Raw genomic sequence first — 22,328 nt, forward strand, 5'->3', positions numbered from 1 at the left:
AAGGATCTTCATGGCATTGGCTGGCAAGGAGACAGAGGCAGCCAGGAGCGGCTGGACGAAGCCGAAGCGGTTCGACCGCAACCTGATCGTGATTGGCGCAGGGGCCGCCGGGCTGGTGTCATCCTATATTGCGGCAGCGGCAAAGGCGAAGGTCACGCTTGTCGAGGCGCACAAGATGGGGGGCGATTGCCTCAATTTCGGCTGCGTGCCCTCGAAGGCGCTGATCCGGAGCGCAAAAGCCGCGCATCAGATGCGCCACGCAGACCGCTACGGCCTTGAAGCGGTGGAGCCCAAGGTCCCCTTTGCCCGTGTGATGGAACGCGTGCATCAGGTGATTGCCGCGATTGAGCCCCATGACAGCATCGAGCGCTACACCAGCCTTGGCGTCGAGGTGCTGCAAGGCTATGCAAGGCTTGTCGATCCGTGGACGGTAGAGATCGCCCTGAACGGCGGCGGAACACAACGGCTGACCACGCGCGCCATCATCCTTGCCACCGGCGCACAGCCCTTCGTGCCGCCCATCCCCGGCCTCGACACAACCGGTTATCTGACGTCCGACACTTTGTGGGAGAAGCTGCGCGGCAGGGCTGAGGCACCAAAGCGCCTTGCCGTGCTTGGCGGCGGGCCCATCGGCTGCGAGTTGGCACAGAGCTTTGCCCGGCTCGGTTCTGCCGTGACGCAGATCGAGATGGCGCCCCGCCTGATGATGCGCGAGGACGAGGATGCAAGCGCCCTCGTCACGGCATCGCTGCAAGCCGATGGCGTAACGATTCTGACCGGCCACAGGGCAGCTGCCTGCGGCGTGGCGGACACCGGGGAGAAGTGGATCGAGGTGGAGCACGCAGGCGGCACAAGGCGCATCATCTTTGATGAGCTGATCGTCGCCGTGGGCCGCGCCCCGCGTCTCAAGGGTTTCGGGCTGGAGGAGCTCGGCATCCGGGCGGAGCGGGTGGTGGAGACCAATGAATATCTCCAGACACTCCACCCCAGCATTCTGGCGGCAGGCGACGTGGCTGGCCCCTATCAGCTTACCCATGTGGCCGCACATCAGGCCTGGTTTGCGGCCATCAATGCCCTGTTTGGGGACTTCAAGCGCCTCAAGGCCGATTACAGCATCATCCCCCGGGCGACCTTCACCGACCCGGAAGTCGCACGCGTGGGTCTGTCCGAGGCCGAGGCAAAGGCGCAGAACATTCCCTATGAGGTGACGCGCTACGGGCTTGATGACCTCGACCGCGCCATTGCCGACGGCTCGGCCCATGGCTTCGTCAAGGTGCTGACGGTGCCCGGCAAGGACAGGATCCTTGGCGTCACCATTGCCGGGGAACATGCCGGTGATCTGCTGGCGGAATTCGTCTTTGCGATGAAGCACGGGCATGGCCTCGGCAAGATCCTCGGCACGATCCATATCTATCCAACGCTGGCAGAGGCCGGGAAGATGGCGGCGGGCCAGTGGCGGCGCAACCATATCAACGGCTTCCTGCTGTCCCTTCTGGAACGCTTCCACCGCTGGAGACGCGGATGATCGATGCCCGGCTGCTGCCGCTGCAACGCGCTGCCCTACAGCCTCTGGCCAGAATTCTCGCCCGCCGGGGCGTCAGCGCAGACAGGCTCAGCATCACCGGTTTCCTCGCCGGGCTAGCCGCCTTTGCCGCACTCTGCTTCGGCCAGTGGCTGCCAGCGCTGCTGCTCATCCTGCTGAACCGCCTGCTCGACGGGCTGGACGGGGCCGTGGCGCGCATTCACGGCCCCACGGACCGGGGCGCCTATCTCGATATTGCGCTGGATATGGTCTTCTATGCGCTGATCCCGCTCGGCTTTGCCATTCAGGCACCGCAGGACCATGCCCTGCCCGCTGCGGTGCTGATTGTGTCCTTCGTCGGAACCGGCTCGTCTTTTCTGGCCTTCTCGGCTGTTGCGGCAAAGCGCGGGCGCAAGGCGCCGGAGTTCCCCACCAAAGGCATCTACTATGCCGGGGGCCTTGCCGAGGGCTTCGAGACAATCGCCGTCTTTGCCGCCATGTGCCTGTTTCCCGGCCATTTTGCTGTGATCGCCTATGGCTTTGCCGCCCTCTGCGGCCTCACCACGCTCATTCGCTGGCGGCAGGGCTGGGTTGCCTTCTCTCAACCCGGACAATGATGCGAAGAGCTTCCGCCGGGGGCTGGCGGACGGCGCCGATCAAGCCATAGTGACCACACGGACGGATGGCTTTGCGCAATATGGCAGGGCAAAGATACCCGCACAGACAGGGAACCATGAGCGAACCCCGCACAGACACGCAGCCGCCGCCCGCGCAGCGCAGCCCATGGCGCTTCGCACCTGCCGTGCTGGTCGTGGCGGGCCTCGTGACCGGCTATGCGCTCGGGCTGCAAGACTATCTGAGCCTTGACTATCTTGCCGGGCAGCGGGAGGCACTCAGGGCCTATGTGGAGGCCCATATGCTGTGGTCTGCCGCCCTGTTCCTGACGGTCTATATTCTCGCCGTCGCCTTTTCCTTTCCAGCAGCATCGATCCTGACCGTGTTCGGCGGCTTTCTTTTTGGCTGGCTGGCGGGGGGCGCGCTGGTCGCCGCCGGCGCAACGATTGGCGCCTCGCTTCTCTTCCTCGCAACACGTTCGGCCTTCGGCGGCTTCCTGCGCCACAGGGTCAAAGGCGTCCTGAAGACGCTGGCAGACGGTTTCCGGGAGAATGCCTTCGGCTACCTCTTCGCCATCCGCCTTGCCCCGGTCTTCCCGTTCTTCATGGTCAACATAGCCGCCGCCCTTTTCGACATCAGCCTTGGCCGGTTCGTGGCGGCGACGTTCTTCGGGATTTTGCCCGGCACCTTCGCCTATGCCTATTTGGGTCAGGGCGTGGACAGCGTGCTTGTGGCCGCAAAGGCATCCGGCCGTGAGGCGCAACTCTCCGATCTAGTGACGCGCGAGATCACCCTCGCGTTTTTCCTGCTGGCCGCATTTGCCCTTCTTCCCACACTGGTGAAGCTGATCCGCAAGCACGGGGCGGGCCGAGGCTGAGCTGAAAATGAAGGGTCTGACCGCCTTGGCCACACGGGAGCCCTGGATGCCTGACGCAGCACCCGAACCCGCCCCGATTGTGCTTCTCGGCGGCGGCCACGCCCATGTGGAGGTTGTCCGCCATCTGGGCGGCATGCGCCTGCCCCGCAAGGTCACGCTCGTGTCTCCGGCCCGCCACACGCCCTATTCCGGCATGCTGCCGGGCTATGCCGCCGGAGAGTACCGCTTCGAGGATTTCCATATCGATCTGGCGAACCTGTGCGGGCGCTGCGGTGCAACGTTCCTTGAAACCGCAGCCACCGGCATCGATCCCGCAGCAAAGACGGTGACGCTTGCGGACGGAGGCACCCTTGAGTACAGCCTCCTGTCCATCGACACAGGCTCAACACCCCAGCTCCCGCAAGGCCTGTCCGGCGGCATACCGGTGAAGCCGATTTCAAGCTTCACGCAGGCACTGGCGCAGCTGGACGCACTGGCCGCGAGCGCTGAACCGCCGCTGCGGATCGCGTTGGTTGGCCAGGGGGTGGCAGGTGTTGAACTGGCCTTTTCCCTGCAGCAGCGCTTCGGGCATCGCGGGGTGCAGATCGCACTGGCCGGGCGCTCGCACCGCCCTTTGCCGGAGCGCAGCAAACTTGCACAGCGGATGGTGGAACGAGAGCTGCACAGGGCCGGGATCAGCCATCATCCGGATTTTGATGCCATTGCCTTTTCAGATGGCCGGCTGACGGCGCGCGACGGCAGGCAGCTCGCGGCCGATGAGGTGGTCTGGGCCACCTCCAGCGGAGCACCTGGCTGGCTGCAGGGCAGCGGACTTGCCCTCGATGCGGCCGGCTTCATCCGGGTGGACGCCACGCTGCGCTCTGTCTCGCATCCCGATGTCTTCGCTGCCGGAGATGCCGCCTCACTGCCCTGCCCGAGGCCGAAGGCCGGGGTGTTTGCCGTCCGGCAGGGGCCGGTACTGGCGCAGAACATCCACCACAGTCTCACAGGCGCAGCGCTGAAGCCCTACCGCCCCCAGCGCGCCTGGCTCGCACTCATCTCCCTGCCGGGCGGGCGGGCGATTGCCGACAAATGGGGGTTTGCCGTATCTGGCCGCTGGGTGCGGCTCTGGAAGCATCACACCGACACGCGCTTCCTCCGGCGCTATCAAACGCCCCGGACTGAATAGACGCTTGCAAGCCAGCGGACCGGCGCAAGCGTCAGAAACACGAACATTCAGAAACATGAAAGAATCAATTCGATTGATTTTTTCAAATCTGATTGACGAGAATCAAAGAACTCTCGAGCCCGGTTGACCTAACTCGGGCTATGAACACCCGTGTCCCCCGGCCCGTCTTTTCCGTTCTGCTCGCCTGCCTGCTGGTGGCCGTGGCAGTGCTGACGGGCTTTGGCATGGGCGCAAAGGCCGGGGTGCCCCATACGGGCCAAAGTGCCAAGGTCATCGAATTCGTCATCTGCACCGACGATGGCATGCGCATCGTCAGGATGGATGAGCACGGGCAGGTGCTGGACGAAGACGCGAGAACCAGCCACCCGGCGCCCTGCTGCGACGGCCAATGCCTCGGCTGCACCCTGTGTTCTTCTTCGGCAGGAAACACGCCTGCGGTCTTCTCCCTTCCCGCCCCCGCCTCCAGCCAGCCCGCGCCCGCATGGGCCGCCGCGTTTGCACCCGGTTCGGTGCTGACACGCGCCTCCCAGCGCGCACCGCCAAGGACAGGCCGATGACAGACTTGCGCTTCCGCACCTCCCCTGCGGCCCCTCCCTCATTCGTCCGCACTCTGCTCGCCGGACTTCTGACCGCCTTCCTGCTCCTGATCACACCGGCCGGGCCGGTGATGGCTCAACAGATCAAGGACAGCTCACAGCTTTCCCATTTCCTGCCGCAGGTCACCCCGGCCTCGCTGGTGGAAGGGGCAGATGCCTTTGGCCCTGTCCGGCCGGATCTTGCCGCCGCGCCCGTGCTGCGCGGGGGACAAACGATCGCCTATGCTTTCGTCACCTCCGACTTTGCCGGCACCACAGGCTATTCCGGCAAGCCCATCCACGTGATGGTGGCCATCGGCACCGATGGGCTGCTGAAGGGCGTGAAGCTTCTCAAGCATTCCGAGCCCATCGTCCTGGTCGGCATTCCCGAAGCGCGGATGGTGGAGCTGATCGAGGGCTACAAGGGCCTCGACATCGCAAAGGAAGCCGCATCCGGCGGCTCCAGCCACGATCTCAAGATCATTTCCGGCGCCACGGTCACGGTGATGGTGATCGACGATTCCGTCGTGCGCGCCAGCATCAAGGTGGCCCGCAGCCTCGGCCTCGGCGGACTTTCCACGGAGGCCCCCGCCGCAGGCCCGCTGCGTGTCATCGATCCGGAGGTGAAAGCCGCTGACGACTGGCTGACGCAAACAGGAGACGGCACCCTCCGCCGCCTGTCGCTGGACGTGGGGCAGGTCAATGCCGCCTTTGCCGCCCTGCCCGACCAGCGCGCTGCAGAGCGCCCGGAGGAAGGCCCGGCGGATGCCACCTTCATCGACCTCTATGCCACGCTCGTCAGCATTCCCGGCATTGGCGAAAGCCTGCTGGAGCCGGGCGAAAAGGCCGCCATCGACGCCTGGCTGAAGCCGGGGGACAGCGCGCTGCTGCTGACCGCCAGAGGCCGTTATTCCTTCAAAGGCTCGGGCTATGTACGCGGCGGCATCTTCGACCGGGTGCATCTGATCCAGGGCGACATGTCCGTCCGTTTCCGCGACAGGGACCACAAGCGTGCAGGCCCGCTGGCTCTTGCCGGGGCGCCGGAGCTGAGCGAACGCGACATCTTCCGCATTCCGGCAGACTCCGGCTTCAACCCGGCCGAGCCCTTCCGCATCCAGCTTCTGGTCCAGCGCAATGTGGGGCCGATCGAGAAGCTGTTCACCACCTTCGATCTCGGCTGGCAGCCCCCAGCGGCCTTCGTCAAGACGCTGAGCCCCGCACCTGCGGAAGCCCCGGAAGCGTCAACGCCCGTAGCCGCAGATACGCCGCTGGCAGGCCTTGATGACGAAGCCAGCGCCAAGGCGCAGCTGTGGCAGCGCATCTGGCGCGGCAAGACGCTGGAAATCGCCGGTGTCACCATCATGCTGGCGGTGCTGACCTTTGCCTTCTTCTTCCAGACCTTCCTCACCCGGTCGGCGCGGGTGACGCACTGGTTCCGGATGAGCTTCCTCACCGTGACGCTGGTGTTCCTCGGCTGGTACGCCAATGCGCAGCTGTCGGTGGTCAACATCTTCGCGCTGGCCGCCTCGGTGAAGTCCGGCTTCACCTGGGAAGCGTTCCTGCTCGATCCGCTGACCTTCATCCTGTGGTTCTCGGTCGCTGCTGCGCTGATCTTCTGGGGCCGGGGCGCCTATTGCGGCTGGCTGTGCCCCTTCGGCGCGCTGCAGGAGCTGACCAACCGCATTGCCCGTGCCTTCCGCGTGCCGCAGATCACCCTGCCCTGGGGCCTGCACGAGCGGCTGTGGGCGGTGAAATACATCGTCTTCCTCGGCCTTTTCGGCGTCTCCCTCGCCTCGCTGGAGCAGGCCGAGCATCTGGCGGAAATCGAGCCGTTCAAGACCGCCATCGTGCTGAAATTCGCGCGCGGCTGGCCCTTCGTCCTTTATGCCGGCACGCTGCTGGTGGCCGGGCTGTTCGTCGAGCGTTTCTACTGCCGCTACCTGTGCCCGCTGGGCGCCGCCCTCGCCATTCCGGCCCGTGTCCGGATGTTCGACTGGCTGAAGCGCTACCACGAGTGCGGCAACCCCTGCCAGACCTGCGCCAACACCTGCCCGGTGCAGGCCATTCATCCGACCGGTGAGATCAACCCCAATGAATGCGTCAACTGCATGAATTGCCAGGTGCTCTACCAGTCCGAAACGAGATGCCCCGTCGTCATGCGCAAGCTGAAGCGGCGGGCAGCGGCCGGCACGGGCGAACGCCCGGCCCCGTCCGAGGGCCACAAGCCCGTGATCAACACGCCAAGCCAGCAAAAAGGACAAGCACATGTCTGATACGAATGAAACCGGCGGCCTCACACGCCGCCAGCTGATGGGCGCCACCGCCGCGGGCGGCGCGGCCCTGGGATCCGTGGCGGTAGGGGGCATTGCCCTGACGGCCGGCGGCACCGGCGCGCTGCTGACCAGCACCGGCGAAGCGGCAGCCGCCGCCACCGGAAGCAGCAGCGGCGCTGCCTCCGGCCATGTCGCGCCGGGTGAGCTCGACGAATATTACGGCTTCTGGTCCTCCGGCCAGACGGGCGAGCTGCGCATCCTGGGCATTCCGTCCATGCGCGAGCTGATCCGCGTGCCGGTGTTCAACCGCTGCTCGGCCACCGGCTGGGGCCAGACGAACGAGTCGCTCAAGGTCCTGACCGAGAACATGACCGAGAAGACGAAGAAGTTCCTCGCCGCCAACGGCAAGAAGATCCATGACAACGGCGACCTGCACCACGTCCACATGTCCTTCACCGAGGGCAAGTATGACGGCCGCTTCCTGTTCATGAACGACAAGGCCAACACCCGCGTCGCCCGCGTGCGCTGCGACGTGATGCGGGCCGACAAGATCATCGAAATCCCCAATGCCAAGGCCATCCACGGCCTGCGCCCGCAGAAGTGGCCGCGCACCAACTATGTCTTCTGCAATGGCGAAGACGAGGGCCCGATGGTCAACGATGGCAAGATCCTCGATGATCCGTCCCAGTACGTGAACTTCTATACCGCCATCAATGCGGACGACATGACCATCGCCTGGCAGGTGATGGTGACCGGCAACCTCGACAACACCGATGCCGATTATGACGGCAAATACGCCTTCTCGACCTCCTACAACTCCGAAATGGGCACCACTCTGGCGGAAATGACCGCCTCCGACCGCGACCATGTGGTGGTGTTCAATCTGGCCGAGATCGAAAAGGGCATCGCTGCCGGCGACTATACCGAGCTGAACGGCGTCAAGGTCATCGACGGCCGCGAGGGCAAGAACAAGAAGTACACCCGCTACATCCCGATCCCGAACAATCCGCATGGCTGCAACATGGCCCCGGACAAGATCCACCTGTGCATCGGCGGCAAGCTGTCTCCGACCGTCTCGGTGATCGATGTGCGCAAGCTGGACGCCCTGTTCGAGACGGATGCCGATCCGCGCTCGGCGGTGGTGGCCGAACCGGAACTGGGCCTCGGGCCGCTCCACACCGCCTTCGACGGCAAGGGCAACGCCTATACGACGCTCTTCCTCGACAGCCAGGTGGTCTACTGGAACATCGAAAAGGCCGTGCGTGCCTTTGCCGGCGAGAAGGTTGACCCGATCATCTCCAAGACGGATGTGCACTACCAGCCGGGCCACAACTCCACCACCATGGGCGAGACCCTGGAGGCGGACGGCAAGTACTTCATGTCGATGAACAAGTTCTCCAAGGACCGCTACATCAACGTGGGGCCGCTGAAGCCTGAGAACGAGCAGCTCTTTGCCATCGATGGTGACAAGCTGACGCTGCTTCATGACGGGCCGACCTTCGCCGAGCCGCATGACTCCATCGTCGTGCACCGCTCCGTGGTGAACCCCGTGCATGTCTGGGACCGCAACGACCCCTTCTGGGAAGATGCCCGCAAGCAGGCCGAGGCCGATGGCGTGGACATCGACTACGCCGCCGACGTGATCCGCGACGGCAACAAGGTGCGCGTCTACATGCACTCGGTTGCCCCGGCCTTCAGCCTGGAAAGCTTCACCGTGAAGGAAGGCGATGAGGTCACCGTCTATGTGACCAACATGGACGACATCGAGGATCTGACCCACGGTTTCTGCCTGGGTGACCACGGTATCGCCATGGAAGTGGCGCCGCAGGCGACCGCATCGGTGACCTTCACGGCCGCCAAGCCGGGTGTCTACTGGTACTACTGCCAGTGGTTCTGCCATGCGCTGCACATGGAAATGCGCGGCCGCATGTTCGTCGAACCGAAGGAAGCCTGAGATGCAGCGCGTCCCGGTACTCCTCCTGCTGGCGTTCTGTCTCGCTGCCGCCCTTCCGGCGGCAGCGGAAACGCGGCAGGTTGCGCCTGTGCCGGGCGCGCTGGCGCAGGCAATCGCCGGGGCCAGCCCCGGCGATATCCTCGTGCTGGAGCCGGGAGACCATCCCGGCCCCGTCACCCTGGACTTCCCCCTGACGCTGCAAGGCAAGCCAGGCGCCCGCCTGACCGGCGACGGCACCGGCAACACGGTCACCATCACCGGCCCGGATGTGACGGTCAAAGGCCTTGCCATCAGCGGCTCGGGCGATGATGCCACGGCAATCAGCAGCGGCATTTTCGTGGCCAGAACCGCCAGCAACGCCCGGATCGCGAACAATCATCTGACGGGCAATCTGCACGGCATCACCCTGCATGGCGCGGCGGACAGCCTTGTCACCGGCAACCGGATCGACGGACGGCAGAGCGGGCGCGTCAATGACCGGGGTAACGGCATCTATGTCTGGAATGCACCGGGCACCGTCGTGGAAGGCAATGACATCCGCTGGGGGCGGGACGGCATCTTCGCCAATGCCTCGAAGCAGAACGTCTTCCGCAACAACCGCATGCGGGACCTGCGCTTTGCGGTCCACTACATGTACACCAACAACAGCGAAATCTCGGGCAATGTCTCCATCGGCAACACGCTCGGCTTTGCGCTGATGTTCTCCAACAGGATCACCGTGACGGACAACCAGTCGCTGGCCGACAGGCGCCACGGGCTGATGCTGAACTATGCCAACAATGCGGTGGTCTCCGGCAATCTGGTGCGCGGCGGACGGGCCGAGAAATGCACCTTCATCTACAACGCCCACAAGAACCGCATTTCCGGCAACCGCTTCGAGGGCTGCGAGACAGGCATCCACTTCACCGCCGGATCGGAGCGCAACGTCATCACCGGCAATGCCTTCATCGGCAACCGCAATCAGGTGAAATATGTCGGCACGCGGCATGTGGAGTGGAGCGAGGCGGGACGGGGCAACTACTGGTCCGACCACACTGCCTTTGACCTCAACGGCGACGGCATCGCCGACAGCGTGTTCCGCCCCAATGACCTGATGGATCATATCCTCTGGTCCCAGCCGGCCGCCAAGCTGCTGCTCGGCTCCCCGGCGGTGCAGCTGGTGCGCTGGAGCCAGGAATCCTTCCCCGCCATCCTGCCCGGCGGTGTCACCGACAGTGCGCCGCTGACCCGGCCCTTTTCCATTCCCGTGAGCGCAGAAAACGCCGCGCTCGAACAGCGCGCGCTTGAAGCCGCAAGCCAGAGACAGCAAGCCGATGACGATCCTAAAGATCTCGCAGCTCACTAAGACCTTCGGGTCCTTGACCGCCCTTGCCGCCGCCAATCTCGGCGTGGCGCGGGGCGAGCGGGTGGCCCTGATCGGCCACAATGGCGCGGGCAAATCGACCCTGATGAAGATCGTGCTCGGGCTGCTGCCTGCAGACAGCGGCACGGTGACGGTCAATGACCACCGCCCCGGCAGCCAGGAGGCGCGGGAGGTGACGGCCTATCTGCCGGAGAACGCCGCCTTTCATCCGGCGCTGACCGGGCGCGAGCAGATCGGCCTCTATCTGCGCCTGCGCGGCGAGCCGGCCGCCAAGGCCCCTGCCCTGCTGGAGCGGGTGGGGCTGGCGCAGGCGATGAACCGGCGCATCGGCACCTATTCCAAGGGCATGCGCCAGCGTGTCGGTCTGGCACAGGCGCTGATCGGGCGGCCGCAGCTGATGGTGCTGGACGAGCCGACCAGCGGGCTTGACCCGCTGTCACGGCAGGAGTTCTACGCCATTCTGGACGAGCTGGCACGGGAAGGCACGGCCATCCTCCATTCCTCCCACGCCCTGACCGAAGTCGAAGCGCGGACGGACCGGATCGCCATCCTCTCGCAAGGGCGGCTGATGGCCCATGACACGCTGTCGGCCCTGCGGCTCTCCGCCCGCCTGCCGGTGCGCTTCCACCTCACCCTTGCGCCCGGCCAGCGGGACGCAGCGAGCGCTGCGCTGGCTGCAAGGCTGGCGGATGGGGAGATGGCCGCCGCAGCCGTGACCGGCGGCCCGCGGATTGATCTGGCCTGCGCACCGGAGCGCAAGCTCGCCGTGCTGCGGGCGGTGACGGAACTGGGCGCGCTTGTCGAGGATGTCGAGATCATCCCGCCCAGCCTTGAGGATATCTACACCCATTTCAGCAAGAGGAGCGAAGGATGAGCCGCCTTCTCGCCGCCGCTTCGGCGGAATTCCGCATCGCCCTGCGCAACCGCTGGGTCGCGGTCGCCATGGCCATCATGGTGCTCTTTGCCGCTGTTCTCTCGGCGGCTGGCTCCGCACCGATGGGAGAGCTGGGCGCGAACAGGCTCAGCGTCACCGTCGCCAGCCTCACCTCGCTCGGCGTCTATCTGGTGCCGCTGATCGCCCTGCTCATGTCCTTTGATGCCATTGCCGGAGAGGTGGAGCGCGGCACGCTGGCCCTGGTGCTCGCCTATCCGGTCAAGCGCTGGCAGCTGGTGGCAGGCAAGTTCGCCGCCCATCTCGTCATCCTCGCCCTCGCCGTCGTTGCGGGCTACGGCATCGCCGCCGCCATGGCCTTTTCCGGCGGAGCGGACGCCGTGCGGGGCCTTCCCGCCCTGTGGCGGCTGACATGGACATCGCTGCTGCTGGGCGCAGTGTTCCTCGGCGCCGGTTACACAGTGTCCGCACTGGCCCGGCGGCCCGGCACGGCGGCCTCGCTGGTCATTGCCCTGTGGCTCGTCATGATCGTGCTCTACGACCTGGCACTGCTGGCCGGTGTTGCCGCAGATGGCGGCGGCTATTTCACCACCCGCATCTTCCCGCTGGCACTGCTGGCCAACCCCGCCGACGCCTTCCGGCTGTTCAACCTCGCAGCATCCGAGGCCACCGCCGCCGCCTCCGGCATCAGCGGTGCCGCGGACGCCATTCCCCCGGCCCAGCCGCTTCTCTCCCTCGTGCTCTGGGCCTTCGCCGCCTTTGCCGCGGCCATCGCCGCCTTCCGGAGGATCACCCCATGACCCGCCAGACATGTTCCCGCCCGCGCCTGCAGTTTGCCCTTCTGCCGCTTGCCCTGCTTCTGGCGGCCTGCCAGCCGGAAGCCGCCACCCAGCGGCCGGAGCCGGTGGCGATGACGGCCGCCTCGCTCGGCCATTATTGCCAGATGAACCTGCTGGAGCACCCCGGCCCCAAGGCGCAGGTGCATCTGGCGGGCATGGACGGCAAGCCGCTGTTCTTCAGCCAGGTGCGCGATGCCATCGCCTATCAGCGCATGCCCGAGCAGAGCGGCGTCATCACCGTCATCTATGTGAGCGACATGGGCAAGGCCGAAAGCTGGGACGAGCCGGGCGCGGACAACTGGATCGCCGCGGATGCCGCCTTCTATGTCACCGGCGCCACGGTGCAGGGCGGCATGGGCGCGCCGGAACTGGTGCCCTTTTCCAGCCGCGAGAAGGCCCAAGCCTTTGCGGCCGGGCATGGCGGTCAGCTGGTGACGCTCAAGGATATCCCGGACGAAGAAATTCTGGCGCCGGTGGAATTTGCAACGGACGCGGACGGCAACTTCCTGCCGCCGGAAAATGCAACGCTGAACTGAAGGAGACGGGATCATGACCGCCCTGTCACGCCGCCGCTTTCTCACCATCTCCGCCAGCGCTGTGTCCGCTGCCACCCTTGCGGCAAACCCGGCGCTGGCCGCAGCCTCGCCCATGCCGGTCAGCACCTGGCGCGGCACGGCCATCGGCAGCGCCGCCCGCATCACGCTGGCCCATCCGCAGGCAGACAGCCTCTTCGCGGACATCGAGGCGGAACTGAACCGGCTGGAGAACATCTTCAGCCTCTACCGGTCCGGCAGCGCCCTTTCCCGCCTCAACCGCGACGGCGAACTGGCAGACCCGGCGCCGGAACTGCTGGAATGCCTGAGCATTGCTGGTGCGGTTTGTCGGGCAACGGAGGGCGCCTTCGACCCCACGGTGCAGCCGCTCTGGGCCGCCTATGCGCAGGCCTCGGTTGAAGGCAGAACACCGGATGCAGACGAACTGGCAGAGCGCCTTGCCCTCACCGGCTGGCCGCTGGTGGAGCTGGAGGCAGATGCCATCCGCCTGCCCCGCAAGGGCGCGGGCCTCACCCTCAACGGCATCGCCCAGGGCTATATCGCCGACCGGATAGCAGCATGGCTGAGCGCTGCAGGCCTCACGGACATTCTGATCGACACCGGCGAAATCCGCGCACTCGGCGGACAGCCCGGCGGCGGGGACTGGGACGTGACGCTGGCAGGCGGGCGGGGATCGCACAGGCTGCGCGACCGGGCGCTCGCCACATCCGCACCGCTTGGCACCACCTTCGATCAGGCAGGCACCACGGGGCATATCCTTGATCCGCGCAGCGGCCTGCCCGCCCAGCAGGGCTGGACGCAGGTCAGCGTCACCGCCCCAACCGCAGCTCTGGCCGATGCGCTCTCCACCGCCTTCTGCCTGATGACACGGCAGGAGATTGATGCCGCACTGGCGGCCGTGCCGCAGGCAGACCTCGTCAACCTGAGCTGACGCGGCTGAGCTGCGCTTCGCGAGAGGCGGAGAGAACCCAGCTCACCACCGCCTCCACCTCGCAGGGCAGCCGCGTGGCGAGGCCTTCGGCGAAGGCCTCAAAGGCGGGCAGGTTGAGCCCGTTGATGCCGGTGACGACCGGCCGCCCGGCCGCCAGATGCCCGGCGATGAGATCCCGGAAGCCCCTGCCCTCGCCCTCCTGCCTGCCGAACTTGTTGAGCAGGAAGGCCCCGGCTGGCTCTTCGGCACAGGAAAGCTGCACCTGCATCACCGCCTCTTCCAGCGCTGCCGGGTCAAGCCGGCAACCGCGAGAGTGGCGGCCCAACTTCTGCGAGATGCAGATCTGCGGCCCATCGGGCAGCACCAGCAGGTCGGTTTCGCACGGATGACCAGCCTCCGCAGCGGACGGCAGGGCCACCGTTCCGGCAAGCCTCACCCCTGCCGCTTTGAGGCGGGCAGAGGCTTCCAGCAGGACCGGATCAACGGACCCGGCTTCCTCTGCGAGGATATAGGCGAGCGGAAAATCCATCACGGCCTCCTTCATGGCGACACCTCGTGTGCTGCGGCCTGCATGGCAACCTGCTGCGGACGGGCCATGGAGCAGTGAAGATCGCGCAAGAGCCCGTCCGACAGATCATAGATCAGGCCATGGATGGCGATATCCTCGCCCCGGGCCCAGGCCCGCTGCAGGATCGGCGTTTCGGCAATGCGGCGCACACCTTCGATAACGTTATATTCCGCCAGCCGGTCGCGCCGGGCAGCCAGATCCGGCTCGCAGGCAAGATCCAGCGCATGCAGCCGCTCCAGCCGCCGGACTGGCTCCAGCCAGTGATCGGCCAGCCCATGCGGCAGATCCTCTGTCGCCGCCCGCACCCCGCCGCAGCCATAATGGCCGCAGATGATGATCTGGCGGATCGACAGGGCTTCCACGGCAAATTCCAGCGTGCTCAGGAGGTTCATGTCGGAGGAGTGAACCACATTGGCGACGTTGCGGTGGACGAAAACCTCGCCCGGATCAAGCCCTGCCACCACATTGGCCGGAACGCGGCTGTCGGAACAGCCGATCCAGAAGAACTCGGGCGCCTGATGGCTGGCGAGGCGGGCAAAATAGCCCGGCTCCGCCGCCTGCCGCTGGGCCGACCAGACCCGGTTGCGCGCCATCAGCGCATCCAGCGCCACGGCCGGAGGGTGAGCTGACCCGCCGCAGCAGCCGCAGCCATTCCCATGACTGCCGGCAGGCGGGAGGGGTTCGGACTGGCCCATCAGCTTTCCTCCATGGCAATGCCTTCGATCCGCGCCGCGCTGACAAGCTGCGCAACGAGATCGCGCGAGGCCCGTGCCCAGGCCGCCCGCTCCAGCGCTTCTGCGATGACAGGCCGGACCGTGGCAAAGGGCAGAGGCTGGCCAGGCGCATGGGCATGCACCTTGATGATGTGAAAGCCGAAACGGCTCGCCACCGGCTCACTCGACAGACCGCCCTCGGGCACAGCAGCAAGCGCCGCCTCGAACTCCGGCACCATCTGGCCGGTGGCGATCTGACCCAGGGCGCCACCCGCCTCACACGAACCGCAATCGCTTTCGCTCCGCGCCAGCACAGCGAAGGCCTCCGGCTCGCGCTCCAGCCGGGCGAGGATCTGCCCGGCCCGGTCTTCCGCCGCCGCCCGTGCCTTGGCATCGGAGGGAGCGGCGGCACACAGGATATGCGAGGCATCCCAGAGATCCGGCGAGCGGTAGCGTTCCGGATGTGCCTGCCATTCGGCCATCACTTCGGCTTCGGTGGGCGGGGCCACATCCAGCGCCACGTCGAGAAGGGCACGGATGCGGGCCTCTTCCTCCGTTTCGCGGCGGGCGCCGCCAAGGTCCTCCGGCTCGGCGGCAACGCCGCGCCGGAGGGCTTCGTCCAGCAGCAGCTGGCGGATGGCGAGCGCCCTTGCGGCGGCGCGCCAGGCATCTCCCGGACGCCCTGAGGCGGCCGGATGGTTCTGCGCTTCAGCCGCAATGCGGCTGGCGGGAATGACGGTTCCGTTGACCGTGATGACGGGGGCGGCAACGCTGGCCATGGTCACTCTCCCGGCACATGGGGCAACTGGCGGCGCGAGCGCACCACCTGATAACCCGGCCGCCACAGGTAGCGCACCGGCGCGGACAGCATGTGCACCAGACGGGTGAAGGGGAAGAGCAGGAAGATGGTCAGCCCCAGGGCCAGATGCAGCTTGAAGATCCAGTTCACATCAGAAATATGCGCCGCCGCATTCGCCTCGAAGGTGAAGATGCCCTGCGCCCAGGCCATGAACTTCGTCATCTCGTGCCCGTCCAGATGCTGCAGCGAGACGAAGATGGTGCCAAGCCCCAGCAGCAGCTGGGCCATGAGCAGGATCAGGATGCCCGTGTCGGCAAAGCTGGAATTGGCGGCGATGCGCGGGTCCATCAGCCGCCGGTGCAGCAGCATCAAACCGCCCACAAGCGCCATGACACCAGCCACACCACCGGCCACCACGGCCAGGATCTGCTTGGCACCGTGGCTGATGCCGAGCGCATCAAAGATCCAGATCGGCGTCAGCAGGCCGAAGAGATGGCCGAAGAAGATGACCAGCACACCTACATGGAACAGCACCGAGCCGATGACCAGCTGCCTGCGGCGCAGAAGCTGGCTGGACGAGCTTTTCCAGGTGAAGGGATCGCGCTCATAGCGGGCGATGCAGCCGATGGCGAGCACCGACAGGGCGATATAGGGATAGATTCCGAAGACAAAATTGTGCATGTGAGCCTCCATCATCCGGCAGCGCCAGCCGCCGCGAGCCGGGCCGGTTGATCCATACGGGAGAGCATGTCGCGGACCTGCGGACAGCCTGCATTGGGGTCCGGGCCGAAAGTGACCTGCGTTTCCTCCCAGACCGCATCAAGGGCTGCGAGATCCTGCGGGTCATCCTCGGGCGCCGCCATCAGCGCCTCGACGGTTTCAGCTGCCGCGGCCGTGCCGGACAGGGCCTCAAGCGCGGCAAAGACGGCGGCATAGGGGCTTTCGCGGCCCGACAGGCGGCGCTGCAGCACCGCCAGGATCGGGGCGGCATCGGCAAGGATAGCGCGTGCTTCTGCCGGAGGCTGGGCTGCCAGGAATTCCAGCAGCACCGGCAGGTGATCAGGAAGTTCGCCCGTCACCGGCTCGAAGCCGCCAGCCCGGTAGGTCTCCAGCAGATCCACCATGGCGCTGCCCCGGTCGCGGCTTTCGCCGTGCACATGCTCGAACAGGTTCAGCGACAGGCTGCGGCTGCGGTCGAAGAGCCCGACATAGATCTCCTGCAGATCGTAGATGTCACCCTCTGCCAGTCCGCCGCACAGGGCGGCGAGCTGGCGCCGGGCCAAGGCGGTGAGGCGGCTGTCTGCCACCAGCACCGCTGTAATCTCGGGCATCGCGGCCTGAAGCTCCGTGGAGGGATAGGTCAGGAGCAGCGAGAGGGCTTTCAGGGAACGGTCCATCATTGCACCTCCTCCGGCATGCGCAAGGGGCGCTTGGACGCGCCGAAGAGCGAGGTTTTGGAGATACCCGTCGAGCAGCCGTTGCCATCGGTGAAGCCGCAGCCGCTCTTGAGGTCATAGGCCTCTTCCACCTGTTCGCGGTGCGTGGTGGGGATGACGAAACGGTCCTCGTAGTCGGCGATGGCCATGATCTTGTACATGTCCTCGATCATGGCGGCGGAGAGGCCCACCTTTTCCGCGATGCCCTCATCGATGATGCCGTCGATGGTCTTGGCCCGCATGTAGGCGCGCATGGCCAGCATCCGCTCCAGTGCCTGCACCACCGGCGCTTCGTCGCCGGCCGTCAGCATGTTGGCGAGGTAACGCACGGGGATGCGCAGGGAGCGCACGTCCGGCATTTCGCCATCCTTGCCGATCTTGCCGGCCTGCGCGGCGTTCTGGATCGGCGAGAGCGGCGGGATGTACCAGACCATCGGCAGGGTGCGGTATTCCGGGTGGAGCGGGAAGGCCACCTTCCAGTCCATCGCCATCTTCCACACCGGGCTTTCCTGCGCAGCCTTGATCCAGTCCTCCGGAATGCCGGCCTTGCGCGCTTCGGCGATCACCGCCGGGTCATTGGGATCAAGGAAGACGCCGAGCTGGGCATCATAGAGATCCTGCTCGTTCTCCACGGAAGCTGCTTCAAGAATGCGGTCAGCGTCATAGAGCATCACGCCGATATACCGGATGCGGCCGACGCAGGTTTCCGAGCAGATGGTCGGATTGCCGCTTTCGATGCGCGGATAGCACAGGGTGCACTTCTCCGACTTGCCGGTAGACCAGTTGTAATAGACCTTCTTATAGGGGCAGCCGGAGACGCACATGCGCCAGCCGCGGCACTTTTCCTGATCGATCAGGACGATGCCGTCTTCCTCGCGCTTGTAGATCGCGCCGGACGGACAGGACGCCGCGCAAGCCGGATTGAGGCAATGCTCGCACAGGCGCGGCAGGTACATCATGAAGGTGTTCTCGTACTCGCCGTAGATATCCTTCTGCACGCCCTCGAAATTGTAGTCCTTGCTGCGCTTGGAGAATTCGCCGCCGAGGATTTCCTCCCAGTTCGGCCCCTTCTCGATCTTCTCCATCCGCTCGCCGGTGATCTTCGAGCGCGGGCGGGCGGTGGGGAAGGCCTTCATTTCCGGCGCAGACTTCAGGTGGTCGTAGTCGAAATCGAAGGGCTCGTAATAGTCATCGATCTCCGGCAGGTCCGGGTTGGCGAAGATATTGGCGAGGATGCGCCACTTCGCCCCCTGCTTGGGCTGCAGCTTGCCGGAGCGGCTGCGGGTCCAGCCGCCGTTCCAGCGCTTCTGGTTTTCCCAGTCGGTCGGATAACCGGTGCCGGGCTTGGTTTCCACGTTGTTGAACCAGGCGTATTCGACGCCGTCGCGGGTGGTCCAGACGTTCTTGCAGGTGACGGAACAGGTGTGGCACCCGATGCACTTGTCGAGGTTCAGCACCATGCCGATTTGAGCGCGAATCTTCATTCCGCAGCCTCCTTGTGGATGGCGGTTGCGCTGGCGGGTTCGTCAAGCCAGTCGACCTTGTTCATCTTGCGGACGATGACGAACTCGTCCCGGTTCGAGCCGACGGTGCCGTAGTAGTTGAAGCCGTAGCTCTGCTGGGCGTAGCCGCCGATCATGTGGGTGGGCTTGAGCGTGGCGCGGGTGACCGAGTTATGGATGCCGCCGCGCAGGCCGGTCTTCTCCGAGCCCGGCGTGTTCACGATCTTCTCCTGGGCGTGATACATGAAGAGCGTGCCGTCCTTCATGCGCTGGGAGACAACCGCACGGGCCGTCAGCGCACCGTTCGAGTTGTAGACCTCGACCCAGTCATTGTCGGCGATGCCCGCCTTCTTCGCATCGCGCTCCGACAGCCAGACCACCGGGCCGCCGCGGTTCAGCGTCAGCATCAGGAGGTTGTCGGAATAGGTGGAGTGGATGCCCCACTTCTGATGCGGCGTGATGAAGTTCAGCACGATATGCGGCCGGCCATCGCGGGCGCTGTCATTCACCTCCGGGGTGATGGTCTTCAGGTCCACCGGCGGCCGGTACTGGCAGAAGCCCTCGCCGAAGGCGCGCATCCACAGGTGATCCTGATAGAGCTGCTGACGGCCGGTCAGCGTGCGCCAGGGGATCAGCTCATGCACGTTGGTATAGCCGGCGTTGTAGCAGACCTCCTCGCTCTCGATGCCCGACCAGGTGGGCGAGGAGATGATCTTGCGCGGCTGGGCGGCGATGTCGCGGAAGCGGATCTTCTCGTCTTCCTTCTTCGCCGCCAGATGCGCATGCTCGCGGCCCGTGGCCTTGGACAGGGCGTCCCAGGCCTTCACGGCCACTTCGCCATTGGTCTCCGGCGCCAGCATCAGGATCACCTCGCAGGCGTCGATGGCGGTGTCGATGCGGGCAAGGCCCTTGGCCGTGCCGTCCCGGTGCTCGCCGTTCAGCGCCTTGAGGTGATGCACCTCGTGCTTCGTATCCCAGGCGATGCCCTTGCCGCCGTTGCCCACCTTCTCCATGAGGGGGCCAAGGGCGGTGAAGCGGTCGTGGATGGCGGTGTAGTCACGTTCCACAGCGATATAGGCCGGAGCCGTCCTGCCGGGGATGAGGTCACATTCGCCCTTCTTCCAGTCCCGCACATCGGTCTGGGCAAGTTCCGCCGCCGTGTCATGCAGCAGCGGCAGGGCCACCACATCGGTTTCCTTGCCAAGAACCTCCGGCGCGACCTCCTGGAATTTCTTCGCGATGGACTTGAAGATTTCCCAGTCGGAACGGCTTTCATAGGCCGGATCCACCGCCGCCTGCAGCGGATGGATGAAGGGGTGCATGTCCGAGGTGTTCAGATCGTCCTTCTCGTACCAGGAGGCCGTCGGCAGCACGATGTCGGAATAGACCGCCGTCGTCGACATGCGGAAGTCGATGCAGACCAGAAGGTCGAGCTTGCCCTTTGGCGCCTCGCCGTGCCAGACGGCTTCCACCGGCTTGACGCCGCCTTCCTCGCCCAGATCCTTGCCGAGCACGCCGTGATCGGTGCCCAGAAGGTGCTTGAGGAAATATTCGTGCCCCTTGCCGCTGGAACCCAGCAGGTTCGAGCGCCAGACGAAGAGGTTGCGCGGCCAGTTTTCCGGGGCATCCGGGTCCTCGCAGGACATCTGCAGCGAGCCGTCCTTGAGACCGCGCGCCACATAGTCCTTTGCTTCCATGCCTTCCGCCCTGGCAGCACGGCCCACCTCGAGCGGGTTCTGCTTCAGCTGCGGGGCGGATGGCAGCCAGCCCATCCGCTCGGCGCGGATGTTGTAGTCGATGAGGCTGACGTTCCAGTCACCCTCAGGTGCCGTGGGCGAGAGGATTTCGGAGGCGGTCACCGTCTCGTAGCGCCACTGGTCCGTATGGGCATACCAGGCGGAAGTGGAGTTCATGTGGCGCGGCGGGCGGGCCCAGTCGAGCGCGAAGGCAAGCGGTGCCCAGCCGGTCTGCGGACGCAGCTTCTCCTGCCCCACATAATGCGACCAGCCGCCGCCGGACTGGCCGACGCAGCCGCACATCACCAGCATGTTGATGATGCCCCGGTAGTTCATGTCCATGTGGTACCAGTGATTGAGACCGGCCCCGAGAATGACCATGGACTTGCCACGGGTCTTCTCCGCGTTGCGGGCAAACTCCCGCGCCACATGGATGATCTTGTCGCGCGGCACACCGGTGATGCGCTCGGCCCAGGCCGGGGTGCAGGGCATATCCTCGTCATAGGAGGAAGTTGCCCAGCTGCCGCCAAGGCCACGGTCGAGGCTGTAGTTGGCGCAGAACAGGTCGAACACCGTCGCCACCAGCGCCTCGCCATCCGCCAGCTTCAGCCGCTTCACCGGAATCGCGCGGGTCAGCACATCCGGATGCTGGCAGACCTCGAAAGGCCCGCTGGCCTTGCCGCCGAAGTAAGGGAAATCGACGCTGACCACATCATCCTGATCCTCTTCCAGCACGAAGGACAGGCGCAGGTCCGTGTCTTCGCCCCGGGCCCGTTCCTCGAGGTTCCAGACGCCCGTTTCGCCCCAGCGGAAGCCGATGGAGCCATTCGGCACGACCATCCGGCCGGACTTGCGGTCATAGGCGACCGTCTTCCAGTCCGGATTGTTGGTCTCGCCCAGCTTGCCGTCGAAATCATCGGCGCGCAGGAACCGGCCGGGGATCAGCCGCCCGTCCTTTTCCTCCAGCCGCACCAGCATCGGCATGTCGGTGTATTTGCGGGCATAATCCTCGAAATACTCCGCCTGCCGGTCCAGATGGAACTCGCGCAGGATGACGTGGCCCATGGCCATGGCGAGCGCAGAATCCGTGCCCTGCTTGGGCGCAAGCCACACGTCACCGAACTTGGCCGCTTCCGAATAGTCCGGGCAGATGACCGCAGACTTGGCACCGCGGTAGCGGGCTTCCGTGTAGAAGTGCGCATCCGGCGTGCGGGTCTGCGGCACGTTGGAGCCCCACAGCAGCAGGAAGCCGGCATTGTACCAGTCGGCCGATTCCGGCACGTCCGTCTGCTCGCCCCAGGTCATGGGGCTGGCGGGCGGCAGGTCGCAGTACCAGTCGTAGAAGGACATGCAGGTGCCGCCCAAAAGGCTCAGGTAGCGCGAGCCGGCGGCATAGCTGACCATGGACATGGCCGGGATCGGCGAGAAGCCGAAGATCCGGTCCGGGCCCCAGGTCTTTGCGGTATAGGCATTGGCGGCGGCGATGATCTCCGTCGCCTCGTCCCAGGAGGCCCGCACGAAGCCGCCCTTGCCGCGCGTGGTGACATAGCTTGCCCGCAGCACCGGGTCCTGCTGCAGCTTCGTCCAGGCTGCAACGGGGCTCATCGTCTTGCGCAGCTCCCGCCAGGCGCGCATCAGGCGGCCCCGGATCAGCGGGTTCTTCACCCGGTTGGCCGAGTAGAGATACCAGCTGTAGGAGGCGCCGCGCGCACAGCCGCGCGGCTCATGGTTCGGCAGATCCGGCCGGGTGCGGGGATAGTCGGTCTGCTGGGTTTCCCAGGTGACGATCCCGGACTTGACGTAGATCTTCCACGAGCAGGAGCCCGTGCAGTTGACCCCGTGGGTGGAGCGCACGACCTTGTCGTGGCGCCAGCGGTTCCGGTAGGTCTCTTCCCAGCCGCGGTCTTCGCGCGTCGTCTGGCCGTGGCCTTCCGAGAAGGTGTCCAGCTGTCTGGACTGGAAGAAGTTCAATCGGTCGAGCAGATGGCTCATCTGGCTTTCCTTTCAGGAC

Annotated in this window: 19 protein-coding genes; 12 read left to right on the forward strand and 7 right to left on the reverse strand. The window is 65.5% G+C overall.

What is annotated here, in order from left to right; all coding sequences use genetic code 11:
- The first annotated feature begins 10 nt into the window (after positions 1–10).
- The 12 genes from IF10I1_RS10080 (at position 11) to IF10I1_RS10135 (ending at position 13,563) form a co-directional block, all read left to right on the forward strand.
- Positions 11–1,525 carry an NAD(P)/FAD-dependent oxidoreductase gene (locus IF10I1_RS10080; protein ID WP_186392654.1) on the forward strand — a complete coding sequence of 505 codons (1,515 nt, stop codon included), beginning with the start codon at positions 11–13 and terminating at the stop codon, positions 1,523–1,525.
- The gene (locus tag IF10I1_RS10085) at positions 1,522–2,139 is read left to right on the forward strand and encodes a CDP-alcohol phosphatidyltransferase family protein (protein ID WP_186392655.1); all 618 of its coding nucleotides are present in this window, start codon (positions 1,522–1,524) and stop codon (positions 2,137–2,139) included. Before IF10I1_RS10080 ends, IF10I1_RS10085 begins: the two co-directional genes overlap by 4 nt.
- A 116-nt stretch (positions 2,140–2,255) precedes the next feature.
- Positions 2,256–3,014, forward strand: a complete 759-nt coding sequence (locus IF10I1_RS10090; RefSeq protein ID WP_186392656.1) for a TVP38/TMEM64 family protein — start codon at positions 2,256–2,258, stop codon at positions 3,012–3,014.
- Between the two features lie 46 nt (positions 3,015–3,060).
- A complete protein-coding gene (locus IF10I1_RS10095) occupies positions 3,061–4,182 on the forward strand; it encodes an FAD-dependent oxidoreductase (protein WP_208977626.1) in 1,122 nt (373 codons plus the stop codon).
- Positions 4,183–4,322: 140 nt separating this feature from the next.
- On the forward strand, positions 4,323–4,739 hold the full coding sequence (locus IF10I1_RS10100; protein WP_186392658.1) for a DUF2946 family protein: 417 nt from the start codon (positions 4,323–4,325) through the stop codon (positions 4,737–4,739).
- Positions 4,736–7,030: a NosR/NirI family protein gene (locus tag IF10I1_RS10105; RefSeq protein ID WP_244284690.1), complete on the forward strand. Its 2,295-nt coding sequence runs from the start codon at positions 4,736–4,738 to the stop codon at positions 7,028–7,030. Before IF10I1_RS10100 ends, IF10I1_RS10105 begins: the two co-directional genes overlap by 4 nt.
- The gene (gene nosZ / locus IF10I1_RS10110; protein ID WP_186392660.1) at positions 7,023–8,984 is read left to right on the forward strand and encodes a TAT-dependent nitrous-oxide reductase; all 1,962 of its coding nucleotides are present in this window, start codon (positions 7,023–7,025) and stop codon (positions 8,982–8,984) included. Before IF10I1_RS10105 ends, nosZ begins: the two co-directional genes overlap by 8 nt.
- Before the next feature lies 1 nt (position 8,985).
- Positions 8,986–10,329, forward strand: a complete 1,344-nt coding sequence (locus tag IF10I1_RS10115) for a nitrous oxide reductase family maturation protein NosD (protein ID WP_186392661.1) — start codon at positions 8,986–8,988, stop codon at positions 10,327–10,329.
- Positions 10,298–11,221 (forward strand): ABC transporter ATP-binding protein, encoded by a 924-nt coding sequence (locus tag IF10I1_RS10120; protein WP_186392662.1) that lies wholly within the window; start codon positions 10,298–10,300, stop codon positions 11,219–11,221. Before IF10I1_RS10115 ends, IF10I1_RS10120 begins: the two co-directional genes overlap by 32 nt.
- Positions 11,218–12,039: an ABC transporter permease gene (locus IF10I1_RS10125; protein WP_186392663.1), complete on the forward strand. Its 822-nt coding sequence runs from the start codon at positions 11,218–11,220 to the stop codon at positions 12,037–12,039. Before IF10I1_RS10120 ends, IF10I1_RS10125 begins: the two co-directional genes overlap by 4 nt.
- A complete protein-coding gene (locus IF10I1_RS10130; RefSeq protein ID WP_186392664.1) occupies positions 12,036–12,614 on the forward strand; it encodes a nitrous oxide reductase accessory protein NosL in 579 nt (192 codons plus the stop codon). Before IF10I1_RS10125 ends, IF10I1_RS10130 begins: the two co-directional genes overlap by 4 nt.
- 13 nt (positions 12,615–12,627) lie before the next feature.
- Positions 12,628–13,563, forward strand: a complete 936-nt coding sequence (locus IF10I1_RS10135; protein ID WP_186392665.1) for an FAD:protein FMN transferase — start codon at positions 12,628–12,630, stop codon at positions 13,561–13,563.
- On the opposite strand, the gene IF10I1_RS10140 is transcribed toward IF10I1_RS10135, so the two are convergent.
- From IF10I1_RS10140 to IF10I1_RS10170, 7 genes are all read right to left on the reverse strand, one after another.
- The gene (locus tag IF10I1_RS10140; RefSeq protein ID WP_186392666.1) at positions 13,550–14,092 is read right to left on the reverse strand and encodes a DUF2478 domain-containing protein; all 543 of its coding nucleotides are present in this window, start codon (positions 14,090–14,092) and stop codon (positions 13,550–13,552) included. The genes IF10I1_RS10135 and IF10I1_RS10140 overlap by 14 nt on opposite strands.
- An 11-nt stretch (positions 14,093–14,103) precedes the next feature.
- Positions 14,104–14,724 (reverse strand): carbonic anhydrase, encoded by a 621-nt coding sequence (locus tag IF10I1_RS10145; RefSeq protein ID WP_186392739.1) that lies wholly within the window; start codon positions 14,722–14,724, stop codon positions 14,104–14,106.
- A 101-nt stretch (positions 14,725–14,825) separates the two neighbouring features.
- Complete coding sequence (locus tag IF10I1_RS10150; RefSeq protein WP_186392667.1) at positions 14,826–15,623, reverse strand: peptidylprolyl isomerase; 798 nt, start codon at positions 15,621–15,623, stop codon at positions 14,826–14,828.
- Between the two features lie 2 nt (positions 15,624–15,625).
- Positions 15,626–16,324, reverse strand: a complete 699-nt coding sequence (gene narI, locus IF10I1_RS10155) for a respiratory nitrate reductase subunit gamma (RefSeq protein ID WP_186392668.1) — start codon at positions 16,322–16,324, stop codon at positions 15,626–15,628.
- An 11-nt stretch (positions 16,325–16,335) separates the two neighbouring features.
- Positions 16,336–17,043, reverse strand: coding sequence for a nitrate reductase molybdenum cofactor assembly chaperone (gene narJ, locus IF10I1_RS10160; RefSeq protein ID WP_186392669.1), 708 nt, complete (start codon positions 17,041–17,043; stop codon positions 16,336–16,338).
- Positions 17,040–18,563: a nitrate reductase subunit beta gene (gene narH, locus IF10I1_RS10165; RefSeq protein WP_186392670.1), complete on the reverse strand. Its 1,524-nt coding sequence runs from the start codon at positions 18,561–18,563 to the stop codon at positions 17,040–17,042. Before narH ends, narJ begins: the two co-directional genes overlap by 4 nt.
- A complete protein-coding gene (locus IF10I1_RS10170) occupies positions 18,560–22,309 on the reverse strand; it encodes a nitrate reductase subunit alpha (RefSeq protein WP_186392671.1) in 3,750 nt (1,249 codons plus the stop codon). Before IF10I1_RS10170 ends, narH begins: the two co-directional genes overlap by 4 nt.
- Between the last annotated feature and the right edge of the window lie 19 nt (positions 22,310–22,328).

Source organism: Pannonibacter sp. I15F10I1 (genome assembly GCF_900185665.1).
Classification (GTDB): domain Bacteria; phylum Pseudomonadota; class Alphaproteobacteria; order Rhizobiales; family Stappiaceae; genus Pannonibacter; species Pannonibacter indicus.